Origin of the sequence: Streptococcus oralis, from assembly GCF_003943395.1 — a bacterium.
Classification (GTDB): Bacteria; Bacillota; Bacilli; order Lactobacillales; family Streptococcaceae; genus Streptococcus; species Streptococcus oralis_BF.
Window position 1 is genome coordinate 15,856 of sequence record NZ_RJPJ01000007.1, and the last position, 25,280, is coordinate 41,135.

Here is a 25,280-nt window from a genome sequence, read left to right on the forward strand (position 1 = left end):
CTCTTTCTATGATATAATGAGAGGTATCAGGAGATACCATCTTCTGTGCTATCCTCATCAGACCTGCTCGCCAAAGTTTGCTCTGATGAGGTTTTTGCTTTGTTTTGGGGATTGTGACGTCTTGAGTCTAAAAATTTTGTGAAAAAATAAGTCCGCTCAATGATTAGACCGAGTAGAGAATTATCATTAAATCTAGCATACCGTACTAAATCTTCAAACTCTGTAAAATTATTTTCAGTAATAACATCAATAACTGTTTCTAAAAATAGACCCGAATTGTGCTCAATCAGAAATTTATCCAATTCAAAGCCACAACCACTTTCTATTTCTTCGATATTATAAAGTGTCTTATCAGGATTTTCTGCGTGTGTGAAATAATCATACATACCTTTTGGGGACATGACTATTTCAACGTGAGCAGGTGTATTCAACTTTTCTGTTAGGAGTTCGGAAACTTGAGAATAGCTTTTAAGCGATTCAAAGAACAATGCTCCGTGCTTATGAGCCTTTTTGAACTCTCCAGTTTCCTTGTCGACATCTTTATCATGCCAAGGGCTCAAGACAAATGGGATGTGCATTTCTTCAAGAATATCAAGGTAGTTTTCAGGAGCACTATCTTGATAAAGCAAGAATGCCCACTTATTTGAACGTTTCTCTTTAGATTTTGACATTTTAGCTTCTTCCTTTTTTGATTATTGATTATTGATTCATTGGGGGTCGTAGTAACCCCAATGAATCTTCTCTTGGGGCGTTGCCCCACAAACCCCAGCCTCTCCTGCCCGATGATAAATCATCGAACCAAGAACGCTTGCCAGCTAACAAGGGACGGGTAGTATTTTTCTTCGCTTCACTCCTTGCCTTCGGCATCGTTACGCTTGAAAAATCTCCACCCTCTAGCCCTTGCAAGCAGTCATTTTTCTGCTAATGAAGTCGTGCCGACACTATACCGATGATGCAACTTCAAAACAAGCTTACTGTCGTACCTAACAAGTGTAGCAGAAAAAACGCTAGCTATATCTTGAAAATAGCTCCTGCATCCGTTGATTTAACCGTTCCTCGTCCCTTACTTGAATCGTACGAAACATCTTGACAGGTTCCCCCTCTAGCTGAAAATATCCATATCCTCTAGGTTTTACTACAACTTCATCTTTTTCCATATCAGGAAAAAGGAGTTGCCTGTTATTCGTAGACATGAGAAAACTAGTAGATAATGAAATTATACAGTTGAAGTTATACCGACCTGGTAAATCTACCATTAAGAACCGCTGACTAGACAGAATAATTCGTAAACCTAGACTTCTACCCATACTATTCATCATCAACATTTTTGATAAAATATCTTTATGTTTCTTCTTATCAGTCTGTTCTAGATAAGCTAGGAAAGCTTGCCACTCATCAAAAATCAGGTAAAGATTATGCGAGTTTTGTTCTTGCTTATCAAGTCTAGCTTCAAAACGTTTGTAGACTGTTTCAAAAAGTTCTAAACAGTTAAAACCTCTTGCGACATGGTCACTAGTCATTGGAAACATTTCTTCATCTGCTTTAAAGTCCATGAAATAAGCTTCAGCATCTGTATCATAAAATGAAATGAGACCGATAATTCTTCTTAAAAACGTACTCTTCCCCGAGCCTGATGGGCCTGCAACGACTAAGGCATAGTGTCGGTCTATATCAATAGAAACAGGAGTGGGTTGACCTCTGTTGTTGACCTCAAAAACATTATGAATCACGTTCTAAAAGTCCTCCTCCGTATGCTGGTTTTGATTTAGCATTTCATTAGCAGAAATCAACCGAACTTTAATAGCAAGGAACGGGTCGTGTTTTGCAACACTAACAACACAATCAACAGAGCCGTTAGACATCATTTTGACAGTTTGCCTTGCTTTTATTTCGAAATCTGCTAGTTCTTGACCGCTAACTGCTTTTTCAAGATGAATGTAGAAGATACCTTGAGTAATATCAGGGAATTCTACACCTTGAGTAAATTGAAGGGTAGCGATTGGAAGTTCATTAACACCTGTTTCAGTTAGCCAATGATAGATATTAGCATACAGAGGATTTGCAGGTACTCGTTTGCTCTGTTTATAGCTATTCCACATCATAGAGAATGCTTCTCCCTCTGTAAATACCCCGATTAACAGCAACCCACTTAAGATAAAAGGTAAAATCCAAGATAGTAGCTTATAAAAGGCAAATACAGATACTATAATAGCTAAAGCTATAAGTAGTTGGAAGTACCATTTTAGAGATCAAGTATTTGTTTAATTTGTTTCATAAGTTTCCCCTTAAATTACTGAAATATCTGATAGTTCGAGGACAAGGGACAAACCGATAGGCTGCTTGAACTTGTCGAAGACAAAGGCAACCTCATACTCTGGAAAGGTAAGTTCTTTACCGATTAGAGGAGTTAAGTCTTCTCCTCTATATCCCTTTAATTTGACCTTAAAGGTTGGACAATATTGTTCTTGTCCGATACTTTCGAACTTTTGGAACAGTGTAGGGTCAACAGCTGTTAAACTTGCGTAAGGGAATTCATTTTCTTTTCCCTCATTTATTACACCAGTTGTATAGTCAACTGTTTGAATGGATTTAGGAACAGTTGTTTCCCTCGTGATTTGTTTAGCGAAATCTTTAGAAGAATCGCTGACTCCGATTGATAATGCCATTTGCTTTTACCTTTGCCTTTCTGAGGAGATTTCCGCCTAATCGTTACCTCAAACATATGTAATAGGACGGTCTATGTATCTTTATGAATTTATTATCTCAAAATAGGTAAGTCAAAAAATCACACTTCAAAAAAATAAAATAAAAAAAGACAGATTTTTCTCTGTCTCTATTATCTTATTGGCTTTGCACTCTTTAAAGCTTCTTTATAAAATTTTTCTTTAAAATTCTTTTTAGTTATTGATTTATCCGAATTGTAATATGCCAAATTAACTACTGAATTAATAAAGTGACTCTGCAATTTCTTATTATTATAGCCTAAGTCAGATTCAATAGAATCAATTAAAATTTTTAAGAATTTTTCACTTGTGACTGTATTATAGACAAATTCATCATTGATTTTATCTAAAGATAAGAGCTTTTCAATAAAACTACTAGAATAGGTTGTTCCATTTTTCTTTCTTGGAAAACCTATTGAATCTTTATCAAAATCTGAGAGTGTTTTATATATATTTTCATCTAATAGTTTTCTCTTTTTTCTTGACATACTTTTTTCTTGCTCATAATGTAAGTAATTGGAAAATTCATAATTGCTAATATAGAGCAACACTCTCCGAATTTTGTGCAAGTCCGATAAATATTGAAATTCAGATTGATTCAATAGATTGTTTACCATATATTTCTTATTATCAATCTCGATAATTATGCCAGACATAGCAAAATATGAAGAAAGTAGTTTACGTTTTGTAGAGTATAAACTGTTATATTTTTTCATATGAAAATCCTCCTAAAGGTATAATATCAAAAAATTTCTTTGAATAACTCACACTTTTAAATAAAAAATATAAAAAAGCAACTCTATAAATTAGAATTGCTATAATTAATGAGCTATTTTTATAACTTTGCCATCAAAATCAGCTACTACATTAAGAAACATATTTTTGTAGGAGTTTCCCCATTTTTCTTCTGGTGTACCTTTTTCTATTTTACGATACCTATCAAGATAAATGTAATCTGTAAAATCGTTATAATAGGTTTCAAAATATTCATAGGTATTTCCTTTATATTCTATTGTGTTTTTAAAGTCTTTTCTGGTTAACTCTTCTAATATATATTGCCATTTTTATCATCCAAAGTAATGGATTCTTTGTATTCGAAATCTACATTGTGTAGAGTTACTATCTCTCCTTTTTTGTAAGTATGATTTTTTGAAAAGAAACCGCTATTGCTTAATAAAATTATTACTAACAGGAGAGTGGTAAGGATAGCTCCTAAAATTATACCGATGGGAAAAAGTGGCTTTTCTCTAATTATTATCATGGTTTTTCTGCTCTCTATTTTTTAGAAACTCTATTAGGTATTTTATAAGATAGAAACCTAGGATTGCAACTAAGACAAATCCAAGCAACCATAGGGCGACTGTGAGTAATCCTGATAATAACGATATAATACCACTTATAATCGAATCTCTGAATAAGTAGACTATTACTATTGGAACTAAAATTGCGCCACACCCACACCCAGCACATCCTGGCTCGTCTACGACTTCTTGAATAAGTAATGCCATTTAAATTAAACCTCCTTATTTTATATCCTATCACAAAATTATTTAATTGTAAATATAAAATAAAAAATATATACAATATTGCATATATCTTTTTACCAACTATTTATACAATAGTTAAAAAAGAGTAAAAGGGGATTTTTAGTGTCTGTAAAAAAATTATCTATCGGTTCTCAAATTAAGAGTTATCGTATAAAATTGAAACTTACGCAACAAGAACTTGCTGAGCGAAGCGAACTAAGTCTTCCCTTTATGAACCTTGTTGAAAATGATAAGAGAAATTTATCTGTTGAAACTTTACTAAAAATACTTGACGGCTTAGAAATTTCTCCTTCAGAGTTCTTCCTTCCTTTTTCTGAAGATATTAGTCCAGACTTATCAGAGTTAGTAGGTAAGCTACAGACAAATCAAAATTCAGACAAATATATAAATATATTTAATAACATTCTGGATATACCTAATTGAAACTGATGCAATTTTAAGTGAGAAAGAATAATTAGAAATTGATGTAGGCTTAAGTATAAAATTTGCTCTGATTGAATGGATAATCTTTGATGAATGAAAAACTATCTCGAAATCGAGATAGCTGACTAGTCTATTTTACGGTGTTAATTGGTGTTAATTTTATCCAGAGCGGAGGATTTTAATCCATTTTCATGGAAATTTCAAGTTCTAAAATGTTGATATAGAGGGATTTGTTTAGATAGAGTATCCATAGTTTATAGTATAAAAATTCTCAAAACGTTAATCAATACCATTATATCAACGTTTACAGACATTCAAGAGAACTCTCTTGGATGTCTTTTTTGTTTCAAAAAATCAAAGTTCACCCCAAAATTCACCCCATATTCACCCCATCATTTTTTTAAACTACGAAACGCAATTTCACCTACGGTCTGATTAACTTTATCTTTAGTGTTAACATAGGTCTTTGTAATTTCCTTGTCACTATGGGTTAGCGCTTCAGAAATTTCCTCAAGCGAAACTCCAGCTAGTTTTGCTAGTGTGGCGCCTTGAATATTATGCTTATCCATAGTATTTTGTGTTATAATATAGAAACTATATAGAAAACAAAAGGATTTCTTTAAATTCTTTAAATTTCACTTTGTGTAAACATGAGAAGAACGTTGAATGCAGATAATGATGGGAGAGGATTTACAATGATCAGTTTAGAGCTGTTGTCTGAAGAAAATAGTCTAGACGTTTATTCTTTTGAAAAAGAAAATCGGGAGTATTTTGAACGAAATTTACCTCCTAGACCAGCTAACTATTTTGATTTAGAAGGTTTTAAAGAAATTACAAGGAACTTGTTGACGGAACAAACGAATCGTGATGTCTACATGCATCTCATTAGAGATTCGCAAGGTGTTATGATCGGAAGAATCAATTTAAGTGTCTTAGAGAATGATCGAAATACAGCAGGGCTTGGGTATAGGATTGGGGAAAATGTTACTAACTTAGGCTATGCCAGCGAAGCAGTTAAGCTCGTTTTAGAAAAAGCTTTCACGACTTATGGTCTCAATAGAATCATTGCAGGAACGGCAACGGGTAATCTGGCCTCTCAGAGGGTGCTTTTAAAAAATGGCTTCACCTTTAGTAGAATGATAGAAAATGATTTACAAATTCATAATGAGTGGGTTCATACAACAGTATTTGAGATAACGAGGCCATAATGTTATCATTTCTAGTCCACTGATAACTAAACCACCCGCTATTGTACCGCACTCTAAAAGTTAGACAAATAATTTAAGTAAAGGATTTAGTTCTGTATTGCACGGGGCTAAATCCTTTTAGTTTGACTTTGATTCGTTTGTTGTTGTGGTAATCAATGTAGTTGACAATAGCTCGTTCAAGGTCTTCTAAAGACCTAAAGTTCTTCTCATATCCGTAAAACATCTCAGACTTAAGAATGCCAAAGAAAGACTCCATCATGCCATTGTCTGGATTGTTGCCCTTGCGTGATATTGATGATTGAATTCCCTTCTTGTCTAAGAAATGTGTTGATATTTCTAGCCTGATTGCCGTGGGGATATAAATTGAATCATAAACCACGAAAATGTCTTAATAGGGAAACTCCTTATAAAGTATTTTATGGTAAAATTGTGCTATTTAATTTGATCATTCAAAATAGAAAAAGAGAAGACCAAATGGTCTTCTCAACGGGGGAACTGAATAATTAGAAAGAATCAATCAAAGAGGGTTATTAGTCTTTGAAATTCTTTTGGAAGATGAGGAGAGATAAGATAGAAGTAATGGCTGCCAAGAAGAGGAAGGCAGTTGTTTCTTGTTCCCCGGTTGCAGGGAGTTCTCTTTCCTTATCTTCTTTGATTGTAGCTGTAACAGGAGCTTTTTCATCTTTTGATGATGAATTATCTGTTACGGCTGGAGCAGTTTTTTCAGTCTCTCTTGGTAGAACATACTCAGGAAGAGTCACAACTGGTGGTGCCTCTGTTCCAACTGAGCTTTGTTTGCTACCTACCTCAATAACTCGATCTTGAGCTGGAGTTGCTTCTGTTTGGAGAACCTTGCGATTGTCACCGTCCACTTCAACATACTCGACTAAGAGACCGTCTTTCCCTTCTGATAGAACTTGCTCTTTTCCTTTGTCTAATTGTGGGTTTTCGCGACGGATAGTCTTGAACGGTACTGTCTTATTGACGATTTCCAAACTTGGAAGTGTAAAGACAAGGTCCTTGACCCCTTCCTCAGGACTTGAAGAAGTAATTGGTTTTTCAGGTTGAGCTGGTAGAGGGTGCTCAGGAAGGGTCACAACAGGTGGCGCCTCTGTTCCTACTGAACTTTGTTTAGTGCCAACCTCAATCACTCGCTCTTGAGCTGGGGTTGTTTCCGTTTGGACAACCTTGCGCTTGTCACCGTCCACTTCAACATACTCGACTAAGAGACCGTCTTTTCCTTCTGATAGAACCTGCTCTTTTCCTTTATCTAATTGGGCATTTTCACGACGTATAGTCTTGAATGGTATCACCTTATTGACAACTTCTAAACTTGGAAGTTCAAAGATAAGGTTCGTCACTCCTTCTGCAGGAATTGAAGAAGTCATCGGTTTCTCAGGTTGAGCAGGTTTTTCAGGCTCAGCTGGTTTTTCAGGTTTAGTCGGTTTTCCAGGTTCAGCCGGTTTTTCAGGCTGAGCAGGCTTTTCAGGTTGAACTGGAGTTTCCGGTTGCGCCGGTTTCTCAGGTTCAGCCGGTTTCTCAGGCTCAGCCGGTTTTTCAGGTTCAGCCGGTTTTTCAGGTTCAGCCGGTTTTTCAGGTTCAGCCGGTTTTTCAGGTTCAGCCGGTTTTTCAGGTTCAGCCGGTTTTTCAGGTTGAACTGGTTTTTCAGGTTGAACTGGTTTTTCAGGTTGAGCAGGTTTCTCAGGTTCAGCTGGATTTTCAGGCTGGGTTGCTTCGAGCTTGCTGATTTGTTCGAGAGCAGTTTCTAGCGCTTGATTGACTGCTTCCTGAGTTTTAGCTTCTTGGATTGCAGCAATGGCTTGGTCAGCAATTTCTAATAATTTCTTCTTAGCTTCCTTGTTGGATCCAAGCTCAGCGACTTTTTTCTCGATAGCTTTTGTCAAGCTGTCCATAGCCTTATCATATTCAATTTCCGGTTGTTTTGGTTCAGCCGGTTTTTCAGGCTTAGCTGCTTCAAGCTTGCTAATTTGTTCAAGAGCGGATTCTAGCGCTTTATTAACTTCTTCTTGAGTCTTGGCCTCTTGAATTGTAGCAATGGCTTGGTCAGCAATTGCTAACAATTTCTTCTTAGCTTCCTTGTTGGATCCAAGCTCAGTGACTTTTTTCTCGATAGCTTTTGTCAAGCTGTCAATAGCCTTATCATACTCGATTTCCGGTTGTTTTGGTTCAGCTGGTTGCTCAGGCTGGTTAGGTTTCTCAGGTTCTTCTGGCTGTTCCGGTTGCTCTGGACTAGGCTCCTCTTGGCCTCTTTGATAGTTCTCATCCTTGGATAGGATATCTTGTAGGGCACTGACCGTCAACATGACATCTTGAACATCCACTGCATCAGCACTGAGTTGGTTTCTCAATTTTTCTAGATTTGCTTGGAAAGCTTGGCGTGCAGTAGCCGTATTTTTCAAGCCTGCTGGGTCAAAGTTGGACAGATCATCTTTCCATTTTGAGATAGACTGGATGATATCTGCCTTGCTGTAGAGTTCACTACCTTCGCCACGAGTGATGAATTGGTCCACTTGAATACCGATATTTCGAGACAAATCGTTTCGATCAGGATCTAGTTGAAGGGTGACTGCGTGCAAGTTTTCGTCCAGACCTTTTAGGCTAACCAGAGTTTGATTGCCTTGGCGTTGGGCTGCACGACCGCTAAAGTATTTCTTACCATCAATAGTTGAAGCATTTCCCATGCCATCTTGGTAAGGAACTTCTTTGCCATCTAGGAAGACTTTGTAGATACCATGATTTGGATCAACATATCCCTTGATATCAAGTCCAGTACCGTAGAAGTAGGCTGTGACAGTTGTCTTTTTCTTTTGCTCATCAGTTAAGCGACCAAAGGATGCCCAAGACTCCGTTTTTTGGTACTTGCCTGCCGAATTGGTTTCATGGTGCCAGCCAGGACTGTAATCCAACTGACTAGCTTGGTCATCATAGCTTGTTTGGTCCTTGGTCAGCAATTCGGCTTTCATCACTTGGATGGTTGCATCGGTAGCGAAACCGAGCAGGGCACCATCAGTGACAGAAGTGAGCTTGGCTTTGAAGTCAAAGACAGAGTCGGCTTGTTCTGTAAAGTCAATCGTTGGGATGGTAACAGTCTTTTCTGTTTCTCCGTCTTTAAAAGTCACATCTTGAGTTGTATCTTGGTAAACTTTACCGTGAACTCCAGTTCCAGGTTCTGTGATGAAGCGAACAGTAGCAGCCCCCTTGCTTCCACCAACACGTTTAATCTTAACAGTGACTGGTTTTCCTTTTTCGACTTCGTAGTTGGTAGACTCGAGTTCAAACATCCCTTTACTATCATTGTTTAGGGTGTAGATTCCTTCTGTAGCAATTGGTTCGCCTGTTTTGTTTACAAGAGTAATAGTATGTTGACCAGGTGCTAAATCGCCTGTCTCAAAGACTTTTTGGCTACGTTTACGGCTAGCATTCTTAGTTTGTACATCTGCAACCTTTTGACCATCAACGTAGACGGACATTTCTCCATGACCTGGGTCGACTGTAGAGACGACATAGGCCTTGGTTCCTGTGAAGGTATAGCTTACTTTGGCATCTTTTTTGTTGGTCCACATAGAAGTGCCACGAACACCTTCAGATTCATTGTACCAAGTTGTTCCGGCTGTATCCGCTGTTGTATTTGAGTGGTATTCCAGTCCAAGAGGGTAGCCATCTGTCTTTTCAATGCTACTTGGTGTCTTATAGACTGAGAAGTTGTTCAAGATTGGAGTTGCTTGAGCACCAGTGATGGTTACACGGATTTTTTGTGCTTCTACAGGCTTTCCTTGAACCAAGCGACGGTAACCAACGGTCGAACCTTCGCCGTAAGTCACCCAACGTCCGTTGATTTCGACTTCAATCTTGAAACCAGAGATACGTTGCCCTTTGGCGATGTCTTCCTTGAGTTCAACGACGTCAAAGCGTCTCTTTTGTCCCAAATCGACTGTAAAGCTACCAGTTGTGGCATCATTTGAGAGCGCCCAGCTGGTGTCATCTTTACCGTCTGTGAGGTGGCTTTCTTTGTAAAGGTGGTTTTGACGAGTCGAACTTGCTGTTACAGTGGCACCTTTGGCAAAGTCAGTCGCATACATTTGGTCTAGGGTTGCCTTGAATTCCTTCAAGCGAGCCACATCTGCATCAGCGAATTTTCCTTCTTTATTTGGTGGAATATTGAGAAGGAGTGGCGTTCCACGACCAACAGACTTGAAGTAGATGTCCATCAACTCTTTGAGTGATTTCGGCTGTTGATTGTCGTGGTAGAACCAGCCTGAACGGATCGAAACGTCAGCTTCCCCTACAGAGTACATATCACCATCTGGGTCACCATGGTTGAGGTATTCGTTTTTCACATCGTCTGTGATGTTGGCCCGTTTGACTTTATGCCATACAGGGTCACCTGCGATCCCCCGTTCATTTCCGATCCAGCGAACGCTTGTCGGTTGAGCAGAGAAGATAGCAATATCTCCTTCAGCTTCTTTGATGTATTTGAACCATTCATCAAAGGTATAGGTTACTTTTTGGGCACCGCTACCACGCGCACCGTCCATCCAAACCTCGATAAATTTCCCTTTATTACCGTATTTCGGATTACCAAGGATTTCTTTCAGTTGGTTGAGATAGTATTCATTGTATTCTTTTTCGGTTGCAACATGGTATTTAGGATGGTTGGCATCCCATGGTGATAGGTAAACCCCCATGTTCATGTCATACTTGCTAGCAGACTTGGAAACTTCTTCGAGAAGGTCACCCTTACCATCTTTCCATGGGCTAGCGGCTACGGTATGGTTGGTGTACTTAGAAGGGTAAGCAACGAATCCGTCGTGGTGCTTAACAACCATAATGGTTCGTTTGAAGCCAGTTTCCTTCAGAGTACGAATCCACTGGTCAGTATCCAAGTTGGTTGGATTGAAGTATCGGGGATCTTCTTTCCCATTTCCCCATTCAGAATTGGTATAGGTGTTCATTCCGTAGTGGATGAAAGCTGCCAATTCTTCCTTGTGGTAATCGAGTTGGGCCTTGCTTGGAAGAGGTCCATGATTGCCAATTTCGGTTTCTTTATCTTCTGGATGAGCCACTGGTTGAGTCGGTGTCGTTGGATTGGATGTATCAGCGATTGGCTCGTATTCAAAGACGACCTCATTCACACCTTTTTGCTGGATAGTTGCTTCCAAACTAGCTTTTACTGGACGGTAGCCAGCAATGCCTTTTGCATGGAAGGTGTTGACAAAGGAAATGTCATACTCTTGGCCGTCATTGTTATCAACTGTCGCTTCCGCTAGTTCAGTAGTTGTTCCTTTTTGACGGTAGTAAACTTTGAAAGAGCCTTTATTGACTTTATAAACCACCTTGATGACACGGGTTCCAGGAGCTGTCTTGCTAACGACATTGTGGTTCCACTCGTCTTTTAGTTGCTTCTGAATCTCGACCCCATCGATGGAAACAATATGGTATTTTTCTAGATTTTGCTTGTAGAATTCGGTTGGAGTGATTGCTTTCTTGAAATCATAGTCAAAGCCAGTTCCCACTTCTGTTTTGTCTAAGAAAGTATCGTTTTCTTTAACTGTATTGCCTGCTTCGTCCACGTGCTGGATAACAACACGTCCGTAATCAATTCCCTTGACTAGAGTAGCGACACCGCTCTCATCAAAGGAATACTGATTTTCTCCGATGACAGCTGTCTTATTTCTAAGCATTTCACCTTCGGGTGTAAAGTAATAACGTTTGCCATTATCCCCTTGATACCAGCCCTTGACACCATATTTGTCAATGATATCTTTGACCCATTTGAGTTGTTCAGGAGAGAGGACAAGTCCGCCACCAAAGCGATCTTTCTCAGGGACACCGTTGTCAACCGTTCCGTGTTGATGTACGCCGATGACTTTTCCATCACCATTGATAATTCCACCACCAGACAAACCAGATACAGAAGTTGTTTGGTAAGTGATGCCAGTAGCTCCCTTGTCATCATAAGGATCAACGGATTTTACCTTGCCGTCAGCCTTATAGAGTTGGCCAGCTACGATAGGCTGTTTGAGTTCTTTCGAACTAGAGTCAGTTGGATAACCAATCGTGCTGACAGGGTCTCCTGCTTTGTAAGTCTTATGCTCAGCGAGTGGTACAAAAGTTGCTGCTTTATTTGGGCTTGCAATTTGTATAGGGACAGGTGATACAACTGCTGCCAAGTCATTTTGGTATCCCTTGCTAAACTCTTCTTTGTTCCAGAAGTGGATATCTTTTTCTTGGAAGAGTGTGGTATTTCCTGAATTTGGCTGAGAATTCTTAACAGGAGCATTGGATCCTAGATTGTAATAGAAGCGCGCGGAGTCTCCGCCGCGAACATGCCCCTCTTTGTCTAAAAAGTTGTGCGCAACTGTCAAAAAGACGTTAGGAGCTACGAAAATACCAGAGCCAGAAACGATGTATCGTTGAGTCCCACCATTATAAATGCTGTAGACCATAGTAGCAGCAGTAGCAGGTTGTCCCTCGTAGTTGATGTGTTTGAGGTCTTGTCCACCGTTAATGATGGCACGATTTCCGTTCTCAGCTTCTTTTGGAGCTTCTTCCTTGTCCTTTAGAATGCTCTTAGTTTCTACTTTTGGACTAGCTTTTTGGTCAACGATAGTAGTCGTATCGAGTTCTTTGACAGGTGTGTCGGGATAGGCACGGTCCTGAATGTCTTCAGGGAGCAAGTCAGCACTGTTGGTATCTGCAACAGGTGTTTCTTGTTTTTCAGCTTCTACACGGCCTTCTTCTTTGACTGGTTCAACCTTGGTCTCTTCTATATCTGCGACTTGTTTAACTTGCTGATCTAAATTGGATGTTGTGGTAGGAGACGTTTCGTCTGCACGCACAGTTCCAGAAGCAAAAAATGCCAGTCCGACGATAACAGAGGCCACACCTACAGTCAACTTCCGAATGCTAAAAGTTTGCCCTTTTTCAAAAAGGTATCGATTCATAATATACTCCTAGTTTTTAGAAAGGCAGTCAGCTACTGCCCGAGCCCAAGTCTGACTTGGTTACAACTTAATTTAATGAAAAAACTCTCTGATAATTATAAGCCACCTTACCTCCTGCTTATAAAGCGCTTTCATTTTAAGATGAAAAATTTAAAAGGTCATTTCTCCCTTAAAATGACTGAAAACTTTTAATATAACAAATATACTAAATTAATGAAAGAATTGCAATAGCAAAAAGCAAAAAAATAAATATAAATTAAAGAAAATCAGTTACTTTTTAAAGAAAAAACGCATCCTTTCATGGCTCTAACTAAATGAAAGGATACGTTTTAAAAAGAAATTAGAGTATTTTTTGGAGAGACTCTTGGATGGTTTGGGGGTCTGTTTTGGAAGAGAAGCGCTCAAGGACTTGCCCATCTCGACCAATGAGAAACTTAGCAAAATTCCATTCGATTCGTTTTCCTAGCGGGCCAGATTTCTGGTCTTTTAGCCAAACATAAAGAGGATCTGCTTCCTTGCCGTTGACCTTGATCTTGGCAAAGCGAGGGAAAGTTATCTGATAATGTAGGCTACAGAAGCTATTGATTTCCTCTGCGCTGCCGGGTGCTTGTCCCATAAACTGATTGCAAGGGAAATCCAATATTTCGAAGCCCTGATCTTGATAGCGTTCATAGAGTTCTTGAAGCCCCTGGTACTGGGGCGTTAAACCACATCCTGTAGCAGTGTTGACAATCAAGAGAACCTTGCCACGATAGCTCTCTAGGGAAGTTGCTTGGTTGTTTTGGTCTAAAACGGAAAAATCATATATACTGGTCATTTTTCTATATTCTCCTTATGCATTCCTGATTCAGAGTGTTTCATCTCGTTTTCTGATAAAAAGGCGTAGGTCATGGTTCCAAAGATGGCACCAATTCCCAAACCTAAGATTAGTAAAGGGAGCGTTTTATCGAAGTGGGAGAGATTGTCCCAAAAGGTATCGAGGGGAAGATGCTGAACAAAGAGTTTATGAAAGATTAGTAAGAGAAAGAGAACAAGCTGAATGCTGAGGAATACACCCCAACTACGAACTTTGATTTGACTTTTGCTGTAGCTTTTGTGATGGATTTCGGACGGGTCATCCTTGTCTAAATGTAAGTCGCGAATTGCTAGTCTCGCCCTAGATGAGAGGACGAAGATAAGTCCAAAATAGAGGTAGGGCATGGCATCTCGAACCAACTCTATGAAGCGTCCAAATAGGAGATAGAACAAGAAGAGTAGGAGGGAGGAGTAAACGATTTGGATCAAGGTACGGGCACAAACCTTGTAAATCATCTCTTGGCGGCATTCATCAAAAGGCCCTTGTATGTGAAAGAATAACTTAAGTAAGCGAGTGGTGAAATCTTCTTTTTTCATGGGAGTAATCTCCTAAATGAGCGATTTTTGATTGACTTCTTTAAAGAGTTGATAGAGAGTATAGAAGTAAACCAAACTAAAAATGATACAGATTATTAGAAATACCAGATATCTCCAATCCATAGGATTTGTTAAAAGTTGTGGAAAGGATACGAGGATAAAACAGAGAGATACGTTTAGAAGACGTATTTTTTTTGATTGAATTTTCTGGAATCTCTGTCCCTTGTTCAATACAGGAAGGAATAAAAGAAAGATAATCAAGAAAGGATGCTCAATATGTCCAGAAAGTAGGAAAAAGGTAATAAAGATACTGATAAAAACATGACTGATCAGTAGTCTAGCTAGTGATTTCATAAGGAACCTCCTAGTCGTCTTCTTGGTCTTTTTTGTATTTTGCAATGCGACGGGAGATGAGAATCTGTATAACCACTCCAAAGAAGACAGACTGGAGGATACTTGAAAAAATATTTTTAAAAGCGAGAAGATACTGAAGATAGTCCTGACTCTCACCTAGCAGTATATGGAGAAGAGGGGTTACAAAAAAACTCATTAATCCATAGACTATCCCAGCTTTCAAACCAGGGTAATGTAGTTGCTTACTTTCTTTATCACTCAGCATTTCGGGATCAATGGCTGTGATGCCTGTTTTCTTGGTTTGGGAGACCACATAGAGGGCAGCTACTATCGAAATGCCAAACACCACGAGAGGATAGCCGATAGCGACAATTTGCGGATATTTATAGGCAAGAACGAGCGGGATAAGATTGCCAAATGTCATCAGATAAAAGAGGACAATAAAGACCTGATTCCCGATACGATCGGCCTCGCGCCGTTTGTGTTCGTCAAGGGGACCAGAAATACCGTATATGCGTTTGATGAGTCTTTCAGTGAGAGTTTCTTTTTTCATTTGTTTGCTCCTTTTTTAAAAATCGTCCTCCCAAAAGAGACTGTTGAGGTCAGTTTGGAGGCTGCGGGCGAGGTTGAGACAGAGTTCTAGAGTAGGATTGTACTTGTCGTTTTCAATCATGTTGATGGTCTGTCTCGAGACACCGATATCTTTGGCGAGCTCGAGCTGAGAAATGCCCAGTTCCTTGCGGAATTCTTTCACACGATTCATAGGGTCTCCTTTCTGATATGTCGTATATATTTGACTATATTATATTCTTTCGGGGAAGAGATGTCAAGTATATATGACATATTTTTGAGAATTTTTTTCGAAGAAACTTAGCCTTGTCTGACAAGTGCAAGCTGGTCAGATTTGTGGTAAAATAGATAAGATATGACAAAAGAATTTCATCATGTAACGGTCTTGCTTCATGAAACGATTGATATGCTTGACGTAAAACCTGACGGTATCTACGTTGATGCGACTTTGGGCGGAGCAGGCCATAGCGAATATTTATTAAGTAAATTGAGCGAAAAAGGGCATCTCTATGCCTTTGACCAGGACCAGAATGCTATTGACAATGCGCAAAAACGGTTGGCACCCTATATCGAAAAGGGGATGGTAACCTTTATCAAGGATAACTTCCGTCATTTGCAGGCACGTTTGCAGGAGGCTGGTGTCCAGGAAATTGATGGAATTTGTTATGACTTGGGAGTGTCCAGTCCTCAGCTGGATCAGCGTGAACGTGGTTTTTCTTATAAAAAGGATGCGCCACTGGATATGCGGATGAATCAGGAAGCTAGTCTGACAGCCTATGAGGTGGTCAATCATTATGACTATCATGACTTGGTTCGGATCTTTTTCAAGTATGGTGAGGATAAATTTTCTAAACAGATTGCCCGCAAGATTGAGCAAGCGCGTGAGGTGAAACCAATTGAGACAACGACGGAGTTGGCAGAGATTATCAAGTCGGCCAAGCCTGCCAAGGAACTCAAGAAAAAGGGACATCCTGCCAAGCAGATTTTTCAAGCTATTCGAATCGAGGTCAATGATGAGCTGGGCGCTGCAGATGAATCCATCCAGCAGGCCATGGACATGCTGGCTCTGGATGGTAGAATCTCAGTCATTACTTTCCATTCGCTGGAAGACCGCTTGACCAAGCAGTTGTTTAAGGAGGCTTCAACAGTGGAAGTTCCCAAAGGCTTGCCTTTCATTCCAGACGATCTTAAGCCCAAGATGGAATTGGTATCTCGCAAGCCAATCTTGCCAAGTGCCGAAGAGCTAGAGGCCAACAACCGTTCGCATTCAGCCAAGTTGCGCGTGGCTAAAAAAATTCATAAGTAAGAGGAAAAACATGGCAGAAAGAATCGAAAAAACAAGCCAGTTATTGCAAACGAAGTTTAAAGGTTTTTCACGTGTGGAAAAGGCCTTCTATGTTTCGATTGCCGCAACAATGATTATCCTGGCAATTAGCGTTGTGTTTATGCAGACCAAGCTATTACAAGTTCAGAATGAACTGACCAAGGTCAATGCTCAAATCGAAGAAAAGAAAACCGAGCTAGACGATGCCAAGCAAGAGGTCAATGAATTGATTCGTTCAGAACGTTTGAAAGAAATTGCAAACTCCAAGGATTTGCAGCTGAATAACGAAAATATCCGAGCAGCGGAGTAAGAAATGAAACAGTGGAAAGAAAAAATCATCCGTTATGCCGTTCGTAACCGTAAATCTCCAGAAGAAAACCGCCGAAGAGTAGGGAAAAGTCTGAGTTTATTGGCTGTCATACTCTTCGCTGTCTTTTTGGTTAACTTTGCGGTCATTATCGGAACGGGTAGTAAATTTGGCAAGAACTTGGTCAAAGAGGCTAAAAAGGTTCACCAAACAACCAAGACGATTCCTGCAAAACGGGGAACTATTTATGATCGTAATGGTACGCCTATTGCAGAGGATGCGACATCTTATAATATCTATGCCGTTATTGACAAGACCTACAAGTCAGCAACAGGTAAGATACTCTATGTAGAGGATTCTCAATTTAATAAGGTGGCTGAAATTTTCCATAAGTATCTGGATATGGAGGAGTCCTATGTCAAAGAACAGCTTTCTCAGCCAGATCTGAAACAGGTATCCTTTGGTACCAAGGGAAATGGGATCACCTATGCCAATATGATGGCTATTAAAAATGACCTCAAAACTGCTGGCGTGGAGGGAGTTGACTTTACAACTAGCCCTAACCGTAGTTATCCCAATGGACAGTTTGCTTCTTCCTTTATCGGACTCGCACAACTTCATGAAAATGAGGATGGCACAAAACGCTTAATTGGGACATCAGGGATGGAAAGCTCCTTGAATAATATCCTTGCAGGGACTGATGGAATCATTACTTATGAAAAGGATCCTTTGGGAAATATTGTTCCAGGAACAGAACAAGCCTCGCAACAAACAGTAGATGGAAAAGATGTCTATACGACTCTTTCCAGTCCTTTGCAGTCCTTTATGGAAACCCAGATGGATCTCTTCCAAGAAAAAGTAAAAGGCAAGTACATGACGGCTACCTTGGTCAGCGCTAAGACAGGGGAAATCCTGGCTACAACTCAACGGCCGACCTTTAATGCAGATACCAAGGATGGCATCACAAAAGACTTTGTCTGGCGTGATATCCTCTATCAAAGCAACTACGAGCCAGGATCCACTATGAAGGTGATGATGTTGGCCTCAGCCATTGATAACAATACCTTCCCTGGTGGCGAATCCTTTAACAGTAGTGAATTGAAAATAGCAGATGCGACTATTCGAGACTGGGACGTCAATGAAGGGTTGACCAGTGGTGGTACCATGACCTTCTCTCAAGGTTTTGCCCATTCAAGTAATATCGGGATGACCTTGCTTGAGCAAAAGATGGGAGATGCAACCTGGCTGGACTATCTTAACCGCTTTAAGTTTGGGGTGCCGACCCGTTTTGGTCTGGCAGATGAGTACACAGGTCAATTACCTGCGGATAACATTGTCAATATTGCTCAAAGTTCATTTGGTCAAGGGATTTCTGTTACCCAGACCCAGATGCTTCGTGCTTTTACATCTATTGCCAACGATGGGGTTATGTTGGAGCCGAAATTTATCAGTGCTATCTATGATCCAAATGATCAGTCTGTCCGTAAGTCTCAAAAGGAAATTGTTGGAAACCCTGTGTCAAAAGCGGCTGCATCCTCTACTCGAGACCACATGGTCATGGTCGGAACAGATCCTGTCTACGGTACCATGTACAATCACCGTACAGGAATGCCAACTGTCAATGTCCCAGGTCAGAATATTGCCCTAAAATCAGGAACTGCTCAGATTGCTGATGAGAAGAATGGTGGCTACCTAACAGGTGAAACCAACTATATCTTCTCTGTTGTGTCGATGCATCCTGCAGAAAATCCTGACTTTATCCTCTATGTGACGGTGCAACAGCCAGAGCATTATTCGGATATTCAGCTTGGGGAGTTTGCCAACCCAATCCTTGAGCGGGCTTCTGCCATGAAAGAATCCCTCAATCTTCAGTCAACCGCTAAGAACTTGGATCAGGTCAGCAAGACGACAAGCTATGCTATGCCGGCTACCAAGGACTTTACTCCGGGTGACTTAGCAGAAGAATTGCGTCGTAACCTTGTCCAACCAATCGTTATTGGAACAGGAACCAAGATCAAGGATCTCTCGGTTTCTGAAGGAGATAATTTGGAAGCCAATCAGCAGATCTTGATCCTGTCAGATAAGGTCGAAGAAATGCCTGATATGTACGGCTGGACAGATGAAAATGTGCAAACATTTGCCAAATGGCTGAATATAGAAGTCGAGTGGGAAGGTAGTGGCAAAACGGTCAAGAAACAAAGTGTCCGTGCCAATACAGCCCTCAAAGACATTAAAAAAATGAAAATAACTTTAGGAGATTAAGATGATTAGTTCCATTAGTGCTGGAGTTCTAGCCTTTCTACTGACCTTGATAGGTATTCCAGCCTTTATCCGATTTTATCGAAAAGCACAGATTACGGGACAGCAGATGCACGAGGATGTCAAGCAACACCAAGCTAAAGCTGGGACTCCAACCATGGGAGGTATTGTCTTCCTTATTGTTGCAGTTGTTGTGAGCTTCCTTGTCGCTCTCTTTACCCAACAATTGACAAACAATGTAGGCATGATTTTGTTTATCTTGGTTTTATATGGTTTGGTAGGCTTTTTGGACGATTTTCTCAAGGTCTTTCGCAAGATCAACGAAGGCTTAAATCCCAAGCAAAAACTTGCTCTCCAGCTGCTTGGAGGAGTGATTTTCTACCTCTTTTATGAGCGTGGTGGCGACATGCTCTCAGTTTTTGGCTACCAAGTGCACCTGGGTATTTTCTATATTTTCTTTGCCCTTTTCTGGCTAGTTGGCTTTTCAAATGCGGTGAATCTGACTGACGGGATCGACGGCTTAGCAAGTATTTCAGTGGTGATTAGCTTATCGGCCTACGGTGTGATTGCTTATATGCAAAATCAACTGGATATCCTTCTTGTGATTCTTGCCATGATTGGTGGTTTGCTAGGCTTCTTCGTCTTTAATCACAAGCCTGCCAAGGTCTTCATGGGTGATGTTGGAAGTTTGGCTCTAGGTGGGATGCTGGCAGCAATCTCTATGGCCCTCCACCAAGAATGGACTCTTTTGCTGATTGGGATTATCTATGTCTTTGAGACAAGCTCTGTTATGATGCAGGTTACCTACTTCAAACTTAGTGGTGGGAAGCGTATTTTCCGTATGACACCTGTGCATCACCATTTTGAGCTTGGAGGATTCTCAGGCAAGGGCAATCCTTGGAGCGAGTGGAAGGTTGACTTCTTCTTTTGGGGAGTTGGGCTTCTAGCAAGTCTCTTGACCCTAGCCTTTTTATACCTACTGTAAAAATAACTTTTGATGACAAAATAAAACAGGATGAAGGTGATCTTCATCCTGTTTTTGTGTGCTTAAAGGTTAGTTGGAGTCATCCTTTCTTCCTTTTAACATAAAAGTGGCTGTAAGGGCTAGGCTGAGTCCTGCTAAGAAGAGGAGTGGGTTGGACGTTTCTCCTGTTGCTGGAAGTTCTTCTTTAGGAGAATGATTTCCAGTTTTCGCAGGGATCGGACTAGCTGAAAGGTCTTCAGCGCCGTGCGCTAAGGTTTCTATATCTGAAGCACTTGGTTTTTCCTCTGTGTTAGAGCTTGTTCCAGCAGCTTGATAGATGACAGCATAGGTACTGAAATGATTAGTGATGAATTCTACCTTTCCATCTCGAACGTCGAAATCAAGGGCTTGCAATTCCTTGGTCGGAGTGAGGTAGTAGACATTTTCTACTTTAGCTGAAATAGGCAAGCGAACCAGAACAGAGCCTTTTGGCTGCAAGCTATGATCGTTTGGATTTTTAAGCTGTAGGTCGTAAGCATCATAGGTCTTGCCAAAGAGTTCTTGAGCTAGGACGCGTCGGCTAGAGATGTGAGAGATTCCTTCTAAGTCGGTAGCTCCACCGATAATTTCAACACCCGTCTTTTTATCTTTCAAGGTGCGTAACTGATACTCAGGTCGGGTGAGGGTTGGAGCAGCCTGATCTCCACTAGTTCTGATAGGGCCAGTGTACTCAGGTTTTTCAACAATAGGAGCTTCTTCTTGCCCCGCAATCCCGATAGGCTCGGTGTATTCAGGTTTTTCAACTGTAGGCGGCTCTTCTTGACCTGCGGTTCCGATAGGTTCAGTATATTCAGGCTTATCTACAGTAGGAGACTCTTCTTGCCCAGCAGTTCCGATAGGCTCGGTGTATTCAGGAATTTCTACAGTGGGTGGCTCTTCTTGCCCAGCAGTCCCGATAGGTTCAGTGTACTCAGGTTTCTCTACAGTAGGAGTTGGTTCGTCCCCCTTGCTTGTAGTTGGTTGCTTCTCATCGACTTTCTTTTCATCCTTTTTAGTAAAGACGGCTACGATAGGGCTGCTTGTGGTATTTCCTTGAATGGTATAAGCTTCAATGGCATTTCCAGCTTTGCGATTGGTTTCGTCAGGAATTGGGATTTGAACTTGATTGTCTTGGATTGATAGGATAGTCTGATCTCCACTTGTAACCAGATGCGTTTCATCCACCTTACGCAAAACTAGAGGATCTTTGACACCTGGGAAGGTCACTGCGATGGCTTCCCAATCTCCAGATGGTAGGCTTAAGGAAATGGTTTTGTCATTTTCCTTAAGAGGCGCGATGTTCGGGCTATCTATACCAACAGCAGGGGCTTTGATGATATCAAAGGAGTCTAGAGAGATTTTCTTGCGACCTTGTGGCGAATCTGGGTCAACTTGTAATGTCAGGGTGTGCGGGCCGTCAGTAAGGTTTGTAAATTCGCCAATAAAGGCTCTCTTTTCGGTTGCACCTGAAGTGTAGAAGTCTAGACTTGGCATTTCTTTGCCATCTAGTGTAACACTTGCTCGTCCAAGAGCGAGGCTCTTCAAGCCATAAATTCGAATGCCCGTCCCTGTAAAGGAAATAGTTGCCTGAGCTTCTGAAGCTGCACTAGAGTCGCTGTTGTTGATATCAGCGTATTTTTCGGTACCTCCGTAGAGTTCAGGGTCAGACCAGTTCTTAAACTGGGAACCATACTGGATACGAGGGTCGCGATCATCCATTTTTTCAATTGAATTACCTGTTCCTGCTAGAATCTTGAAGTAGTCTAACGAAATTTTCGAGCGCTCACTACCACGTCCTTTGTGTTCACGTTTAACACTAAGAGTCAGTGTATGAGATCCGTCAGATAATCCTGCGAAGCGACCGATGAGACTACCTTTTTCAGTTGCCCCAGCAGTATGGAAGTCAAGCTCGCCGACCTCTTTGCCATCAATTTTAGCAGTGGCAAGACCTAGTTCAGACGATTTCAGTCCATAGATTTCGATACCAACGCCGGTGAAAGGAATGGTAGCAGTTAAATCTTTGTCAGTGTAGTTTCCTCGTGAAAGATCAGCAAACTTCTCTGTTCCTGCAAATAATTCTGAGTCTGCCCAGTTTCCAAAGGCAGCTCCGTACTGGATACGGCCGTCTCGATCATCCATCAATTCACTAGGGGTTTCTACAGTTGCTTGTTCAGAGACTTGTGTAGAAACATTACCCAGCATAGCCTTAACAGTATAAGTGTAGGCGAGTTGAGGATCGAGTGAGCGGTCAATAAAGTGGGTTTGATTGGTTACAAATTCTCTGCTTACAGAGGTTTGGCCAGATGCGTCTTTCACTTGTCTTTGGATGACATAGTGGGTAGCGCCTTCTACTTGGTTGAAGGTAAGTTCGGTAGTGACACCATTTTGTCGAACTGCTGTCAGACTGGTTACACGACCAGGGAAGTGTTCAAAGGTAATGACGTCACCTTTTTGTGTTGCTAGTTGGATGCGACCATCTTTGAGGATAGTTGCCTTGACTGGTTTGCCATTGACCTTGATCTGACTGGCTTCGATCTTTGGATAGTCTACAACCAGGTCTCCACCGACATTTGAAAGGAAGGACAAGCTTTGCAGGTTTTTATCTTTCCACTTCATGCTGACTTCAAAGTTACCGCGGGCAACCAAGCCAGAAACCTGACCGTCTTTCCAAGCATCAGGAAGGGCTGGCAATGGTGCAATATAGCCTGTATGAGATTGGAGGAGCATTTCTGCCATCCCACTAGTTGCCCCAAAGTTTCCATCTATTTGGAAAGGCGCGTGGGTATCCCAAAGGTTTTCTAGGGTTGAATACTTGAGCTGTTCAGCGAGTAAGCGATGGGCACGGTTACCGTCCAGCAGACGAGCCCAGAGGTTGATTTTATTTGCCTTAGACCAACCAGTACCCCCATCTCCACGGTGGTTCAAGGTAGCACGCGCAGCTTCTAGGTATTCAGCTTGATCTTTGCTAAAGAGCGTACCTGGGAAGAGACCAACTAGATGGGAAACGTGGCGGTGGTGATTTTCAATCCCTTCATTGGTGAATTGGGGGCTGTCCTCCTCGTACCATTCCTTAATGCGTCCCTCTTTGTTGATGTGAAGTGGTTTTAGTTTGTCAAATTTAGCCTTGACCTCTGTGACTAAGTCTTGGTCGACATTCAGATGGTTGGCGACTTCCATGTAGTCGTGGAATAGCTGCAAGACTAGCGACTGGTCAAAGGTATTTCCGATGGTAATGGTCCCGTGTTCTGGTGAGTAGGATGGAGAAGACACCCAACGGTCACTGGCCTGGTCATAATGCAAGAAGGAGTTCCAGAACTTAGCGGTTTCCTTGAGCATTGGATAAATCTTTTCTTTGAGATAAGTCTCATCCTTGGTGAATTTATAGTAGTCATAGACATTCTGCATCATCCAGGCATTAGCAGCTGGAGACCAACCCCAATAGTAATTCCAGCCTGGAGTAGTCCAGCCAAATGGTGTCGCTTGGGTGTGGACCAGCCAACCATTTTCTTGTCCGTCTTTGGATTCGATACCTGCGTATTCCTTAGCAGCGATACGACCATAGTAGCGCATGTCGTCAATGTAATTGATCATTGGCTTGGCTGTTTCAGCCAGATTGCTCATATAGGCAGGCCAATAGTTCATTTGCAAATTGACATTGAGGTGGTAGTCAGCGTTCCAAGGTGGATTGTCTACAGCATTCCAGACTCCTTGTAGGTTAGCAGGAAGGGCATCTGTCCGATCACGAGATGAACTAATCAATAAATAACGTCCGTATTGGAAGAAGAGTTCTTCCAGTTTTTGCCCTTTGCTAGGGTTATAGCTTTGAAGGGCCTCTTTTGTCGTTTGAGTAGTCTTGTTTCCACCTAGATTTAGTTTAACGCGGTTAAAGAGACTTTGATACTCCTTGATATGGGCCTTTTTCAGTGTCTCATAGTCTTTGGCCTTCGCTGCTTCGACAATCCCTTTAACTGTTTTTTCGAGGTCAATGTCTTTTCGATAGTTGGTTTTTGGATTCTGAGCAAAGTTAGTCTTGGCACTGAGATAGAGGGTCGCATAGCTTGCGCCTGTAACGGTTAGTGTCTCGTCCTGAACAGTCACCTTTCCGTCCGTTTTAATTCCTAGATAGGATGCAAATTGGAGGCCGTTATCTTTGACAGTTCCCTTTAGAAGGATTCCGTTTGCATCTGTAGTGACATGACCATTCTTATAGTTGGAATATTCCCAAGAGTAGTTGCCATTAGCAAGCAAGTCTTCTGTCAAGCTGTTCCAAAGGGTAAAGTCAAGTGTCTTATTTCCTTTTTTGGTCAAGTGGGTCACAGTGATATCATCAGGATAACTGGAGAAGGTTTCGCGTTTGAAAGTCGTCCCATCTTGGGTGTAAGAAGTTGTCGTAGTGGCTTCAGTGATATCCAAACCACGATGATAATCTGTTACAGTATCTAACCCTTTCTTCTGGTTATTAAAGACCATGAAGATATCTCCAAAGGCTAGGTAACGTCCATACTGGGCGTTGTTTGGTCCGACTAGATTTTGTTCAGCTAGCTGTTTTGCTTTTTGGCGGTCACCAGCTTCGAGGGCTTTACGTATCTCTGCTAAGACCTTGTAGCGGTCCTTGTAGTTTCCACCGTTATAGTCGGTGCTATCGGGTTGTGGTCCTCCTGACCAGAGGGTCTTTTCGTTGTACTGGATTCTTTCTTCGCCAATTAGACCGAAAACCTTGGCTCCCATCTCTCCATTTCCGACAGGAAGGGCTTGTTTTTCCCATCCATCATAGGAGGGAGCTGTTGGCTGATCGTAGTTGAGTTGATAGTTTTCTTGTTTTGTCACAGGCTGATCTGCTTTTTCAGGTTCCTTATTTTCTTTAGCTTCTTCACTAGCTTGACTATTTGTCTTCGGAGTCTCCTCAGCTGGCTTGCTTTCGGAACTTGGAGTCTCAACTAGAGCTGGTTTAGTGGTCTCGGTCGGTTCAATCTGCTCTGATCCACTATCAGGTTTAGTTGTAGTCTCGACAATACTTGGGTCATTTTGCTGCACTTCAATACCATCAGCTGAGACTGTATGACTGGATAGAAAAACAGCTCCCAGTAAAACAGAAGCAGTCCCAACCGTCAGCTTGCGGATGCTATAGCGACAGGATTTCTCCCAAAAGTGTTTTTTCATAAAACCCTCCTTTTTGCAAGCGCATTCATTATTGTTTAAAAAAAT

General features: G+C 41.2%; 19 protein-coding genes and 2 pseudogenes. 6 read left to right on the forward strand and 15 right to left on the reverse strand.

Annotated features, from left to right (window positions below):
- Positions 1–26 precede the first annotated feature (26 nt).
- The 6 genes from D8802_RS06350 to D8802_RS06380 form a co-directional block, all read right to left on the reverse strand.
- Positions 27–671, reverse strand: coding sequence for a replication protein (locus tag D8802_RS06350; protein ID WP_000045592.1), 645 nt, complete (start codon positions 669–671; stop codon positions 27–29).
- A gap of 336 nt (positions 672–1,007) precedes the next feature.
- Positions 1,008–1,730, reverse strand: coding sequence for a hypothetical protein (locus D8802_RS06355; RefSeq protein WP_125395213.1), 723 nt, complete (start codon positions 1,728–1,730; stop codon positions 1,008–1,010).
- A 3-nt stretch (positions 1,731–1,733) separates the two neighbouring features.
- A complete protein-coding gene (locus D8802_RS06360) occupies positions 1,734–2,102 on the reverse strand; it encodes a hypothetical protein (RefSeq protein ID WP_260468404.1) in 369 nt (122 codons plus the stop codon).
- A gap of 183 nt (positions 2,103–2,285) precedes the next feature.
- Positions 2,286–2,666, reverse strand: a complete 381-nt coding sequence (locus D8802_RS06365) for a hypothetical protein (RefSeq protein ID WP_125395214.1) — start codon at positions 2,664–2,666, stop codon at positions 2,286–2,288.
- A gap of 170 nt (positions 2,667–2,836) precedes the next feature.
- Positions 2,837–3,439 carry a hypothetical protein gene (locus tag D8802_RS06370; RefSeq protein WP_125395215.1) on the reverse strand — a complete coding sequence of 201 codons (603 nt, stop codon included), beginning with the start codon at positions 3,437–3,439 and terminating at the stop codon, positions 2,837–2,839.
- 531 nt (positions 3,440–3,970) lie between these two features.
- Positions 3,971–4,231, reverse strand: a complete 261-nt coding sequence (locus D8802_RS06380) for a hypothetical protein (protein WP_125395217.1) — start codon at positions 4,229–4,231, stop codon at positions 3,971–3,973.
- 141 nt (positions 4,232–4,372) lie between these two features.
- Here D8802_RS06380 and D8802_RS06385 point away from each other — a divergent pair, with 141 nt between their 5' ends.
- Positions 4,373–4,693: a helix-turn-helix domain-containing protein gene (locus D8802_RS06385; protein ID WP_000111944.1), complete on the forward strand. Its 321-nt coding sequence runs from the start codon at positions 4,373–4,375 to the stop codon at positions 4,691–4,693.
- A gap of 392 nt (positions 4,694–5,085) precedes the next feature.
- Here the strand turns inward: D8802_RS06385 and D8802_RS06390 are convergent.
- Positions 5,086–5,241 (reverse strand): annotated as a pseudogene (locus D8802_RS06390) (site-specific integrase); the annotation flags it as partial.
- Positions 5,242–5,388: 147 nt separating this feature from the next.
- On the opposite strand from D8802_RS06390, the gene D8802_RS06395 reads away from it, so the two are divergent.
- Positions 5,389–5,901: a GNAT family N-acetyltransferase gene (locus D8802_RS06395; protein WP_125395288.1), complete on the forward strand. Its 513-nt coding sequence runs from the start codon at positions 5,389–5,391 to the stop codon at positions 5,899–5,901.
- A gap of 73 nt (positions 5,902–5,974) precedes the next feature.
- Here the strand turns inward: D8802_RS06395 and D8802_RS06400 are convergent.
- The 7 genes and pseudogenes from D8802_RS06400 to D8802_RS06430 all read right to left on the reverse strand — a co-directional run.
- Positions 5,975–6,223: pseudogene (locus D8802_RS06400) on the reverse strand (IS3 family transposase); the annotation flags it as partial.
- A 208-nt stretch (positions 6,224–6,431) separates the two neighbouring features.
- Positions 6,432–12,866, reverse strand: a complete 6,435-nt coding sequence (locus D8802_RS06405; RefSeq protein ID WP_125395218.1) for an alpha-L-fucosidase — start codon at positions 12,864–12,866, stop codon at positions 6,432–6,434.
- Positions 12,867–13,206: 340 nt separating this feature from the next.
- Complete coding sequence (locus tag D8802_RS06410) at positions 13,207–13,683, reverse strand: glutathione peroxidase (RefSeq protein WP_125395219.1); 477 nt, start codon at positions 13,681–13,683, stop codon at positions 13,207–13,209.
- Complete coding sequence (locus D8802_RS06415) at positions 13,680–14,258, reverse strand: DUF3278 domain-containing protein (RefSeq protein ID WP_125395220.1); 579 nt, start codon at positions 14,256–14,258, stop codon at positions 13,680–13,682. The genes D8802_RS06410 and D8802_RS06415 overlap by 4 nt, the downstream gene beginning before the upstream one ends.
- Positions 14,259–14,270: 12 nt before the next feature.
- Positions 14,271–14,612 (reverse strand): hypothetical protein, encoded by a 342-nt coding sequence (locus D8802_RS06420; protein WP_125395221.1) that lies wholly within the window; start codon positions 14,610–14,612, stop codon positions 14,271–14,273.
- 10 nt (positions 14,613–14,622) lie between these two features.
- Positions 14,623–15,165 (reverse strand): DUF3278 domain-containing protein, encoded by a 543-nt coding sequence (locus D8802_RS06425; protein ID WP_125395222.1) that lies wholly within the window; start codon positions 15,163–15,165, stop codon positions 14,623–14,625.
- 15 nt (positions 15,166–15,180) lie between these two features.
- Positions 15,181–15,375 carry a helix-turn-helix transcriptional regulator gene (locus tag D8802_RS06430; RefSeq protein ID WP_001082470.1) on the reverse strand — a complete coding sequence of 65 codons (195 nt, stop codon included), beginning with the start codon at positions 15,373–15,375 and terminating at the stop codon, positions 15,181–15,183.
- 162 nt (positions 15,376–15,537) lie between these two features.
- On the opposite strand from D8802_RS06430, the gene rsmH reads away from it, so the two are divergent.
- From rsmH to mraY, 4 genes are read left to right on the forward strand one after another with little or no spacing between them, the layout of a single operon-like run.
- Positions 15,538–16,488, forward strand: coding sequence for a 16S rRNA (cytosine(1402)-N(4))-methyltransferase RsmH (rsmH, locus tag D8802_RS06435; RefSeq protein WP_125395223.1), 951 nt, complete (start codon positions 15,538–15,540; stop codon positions 16,486–16,488).
- A gap of 10 nt (positions 16,489–16,498) precedes the next feature.
- Positions 16,499–16,816, forward strand: a complete 318-nt coding sequence (ftsL, locus tag D8802_RS06440; protein ID WP_000840795.1) for a cell division protein FtsL — start codon at positions 16,499–16,501, stop codon at positions 16,814–16,816.
- 3 nt (positions 16,817–16,819) lie between these two features.
- The gene (pbp2x, locus tag D8802_RS06445; protein WP_125395224.1) at positions 16,820–19,075 is read left to right on the forward strand and encodes a penicillin-binding protein PBP2X; all 2,256 of its coding nucleotides are present in this window, start codon (positions 16,820–16,822) and stop codon (positions 19,073–19,075) included.
- Position 19,076: 1 nt separating this feature from the next.
- Positions 19,077–20,057 carry a phospho-N-acetylmuramoyl-pentapeptide-transferase gene (mraY, locus tag D8802_RS06450; protein ID WP_125395225.1) on the forward strand — a complete coding sequence of 327 codons (981 nt, stop codon included), beginning with the start codon at positions 19,077–19,079 and terminating at the stop codon, positions 20,055–20,057.
- 69 nt (positions 20,058–20,126) lie between these two features.
- On the opposite strand, the gene D8802_RS06455 is transcribed toward mraY, so the two are convergent.
- Positions 20,127–25,235, reverse strand: coding sequence for an SIALI-17 repeat-containing surface protein (locus D8802_RS06455; protein WP_125395226.1), 5,109 nt, complete (start codon positions 25,233–25,235; stop codon positions 20,127–20,129).
- Between the last annotated feature and the right edge of the window lie 45 nt (positions 25,236–25,280).

What these genes read in the sequence shown, in the direction of transcription:
- D8802_RS06380 (WP_125395217.1), bottom strand. Translation starts at nt 4,231, where the DNA reads ATGGCATTACTTATTCAAGAAGTCGTAGACGAGCCAGGATGTGCTGGG.
- D8802_RS06410 (WP_125395219.1), bottom strand. Translation starts at nt 13,683, where the DNA reads ATGACCAGTATATATGATTTTTCCGTTTTAGACCAAAACAACCAAGCA.
- D8802_RS06360 (WP_260468404.1), bottom strand. Translation starts at nt 2,102, where the DNA reads ATGATGTGGAATAGCTATAAACAGAGCAAACGAGTACCTGCAAATCCT.
- D8802_RS06430 (WP_001082470.1), bottom strand. Translation starts at nt 15,375, where the DNA reads ATGAATCGTGTGAAAGAATTCCGCAAGGAACTGGGCATTTCTCAGCTC.
- D8802_RS06420 (WP_125395221.1), bottom strand. Translation starts at nt 14,612, where the DNA reads ATGAAATCACTAGCTAGACTACTGATCAGTCATGTTTTTATCAGTATC.
- D8802_RS06425 (WP_125395222.1), bottom strand. Translation starts at nt 15,165, where the DNA reads ATGAAAAAAGAAACTCTCACTGAAAGACTCATCAAACGCATATACGGT.
- D8802_RS06395 (WP_125395288.1), top strand. Translation starts at nt 5,389, where the DNA reads ATGATCAGTTTAGAGCTGTTGTCTGAAGAAAATAGTCTAGACGTTTAT.
- D8802_RS06405 (WP_125395218.1), bottom strand. Translation starts at nt 12,866, where the DNA reads ATGAATCGATACCTTTTTGAAAAAGGGCAAACTTTTAGCATTCGGAAG.
- mraY (WP_125395225.1), top strand. Translation starts at nt 19,077, where the DNA reads ATGATTAGTTCCATTAGTGCTGGAGTTCTAGCCTTTCTACTGACCTTG.
- ftsL (WP_000840795.1), top strand. Translation starts at nt 16,499, where the DNA reads ATGGCAGAAAGAATCGAAAAAACAAGCCAGTTATTGCAAACGAAGTTT.
- rsmH (WP_125395223.1), top strand. Translation starts at nt 15,538, where the DNA reads ATGACAAAAGAATTTCATCATGTAACGGTCTTGCTTCATGAAACGATT.
- D8802_RS06415 (WP_125395220.1), bottom strand. Translation starts at nt 14,258, where the DNA reads ATGAAAAAAGAAGATTTCACCACTCGCTTACTTAAGTTATTCTTTCAC.
- D8802_RS06350 (WP_000045592.1), bottom strand. Translation starts at nt 671, where the DNA reads ATGTCAAAATCTAAAGAGAAACGTTCAAATAAGTGGGCATTCTTGCTT.
- pbp2x (WP_125395224.1), top strand. Translation starts at nt 16,820, where the DNA reads ATGAAACAGTGGAAAGAAAAAATCATCCGTTATGCCGTTCGTAACCGT.
- D8802_RS06370 (WP_125395215.1), bottom strand. Translation starts at nt 3,439, where the DNA reads ATGAAAAAATATAACAGTTTATACTCTACAAAACGTAAACTACTTTCT.
- D8802_RS06455 (WP_125395226.1), bottom strand. Translation starts at nt 25,235, where the DNA reads ATGAAAAAACACTTTTGGGAGAAATCCTGTCGCTATAGCATCCGCAAG.
- D8802_RS06365 (WP_125395214.1), bottom strand. Translation starts at nt 2,666, where the DNA reads ATGGCATTATCAATCGGAGTCAGCGATTCTTCTAAAGATTTCGCTAAA.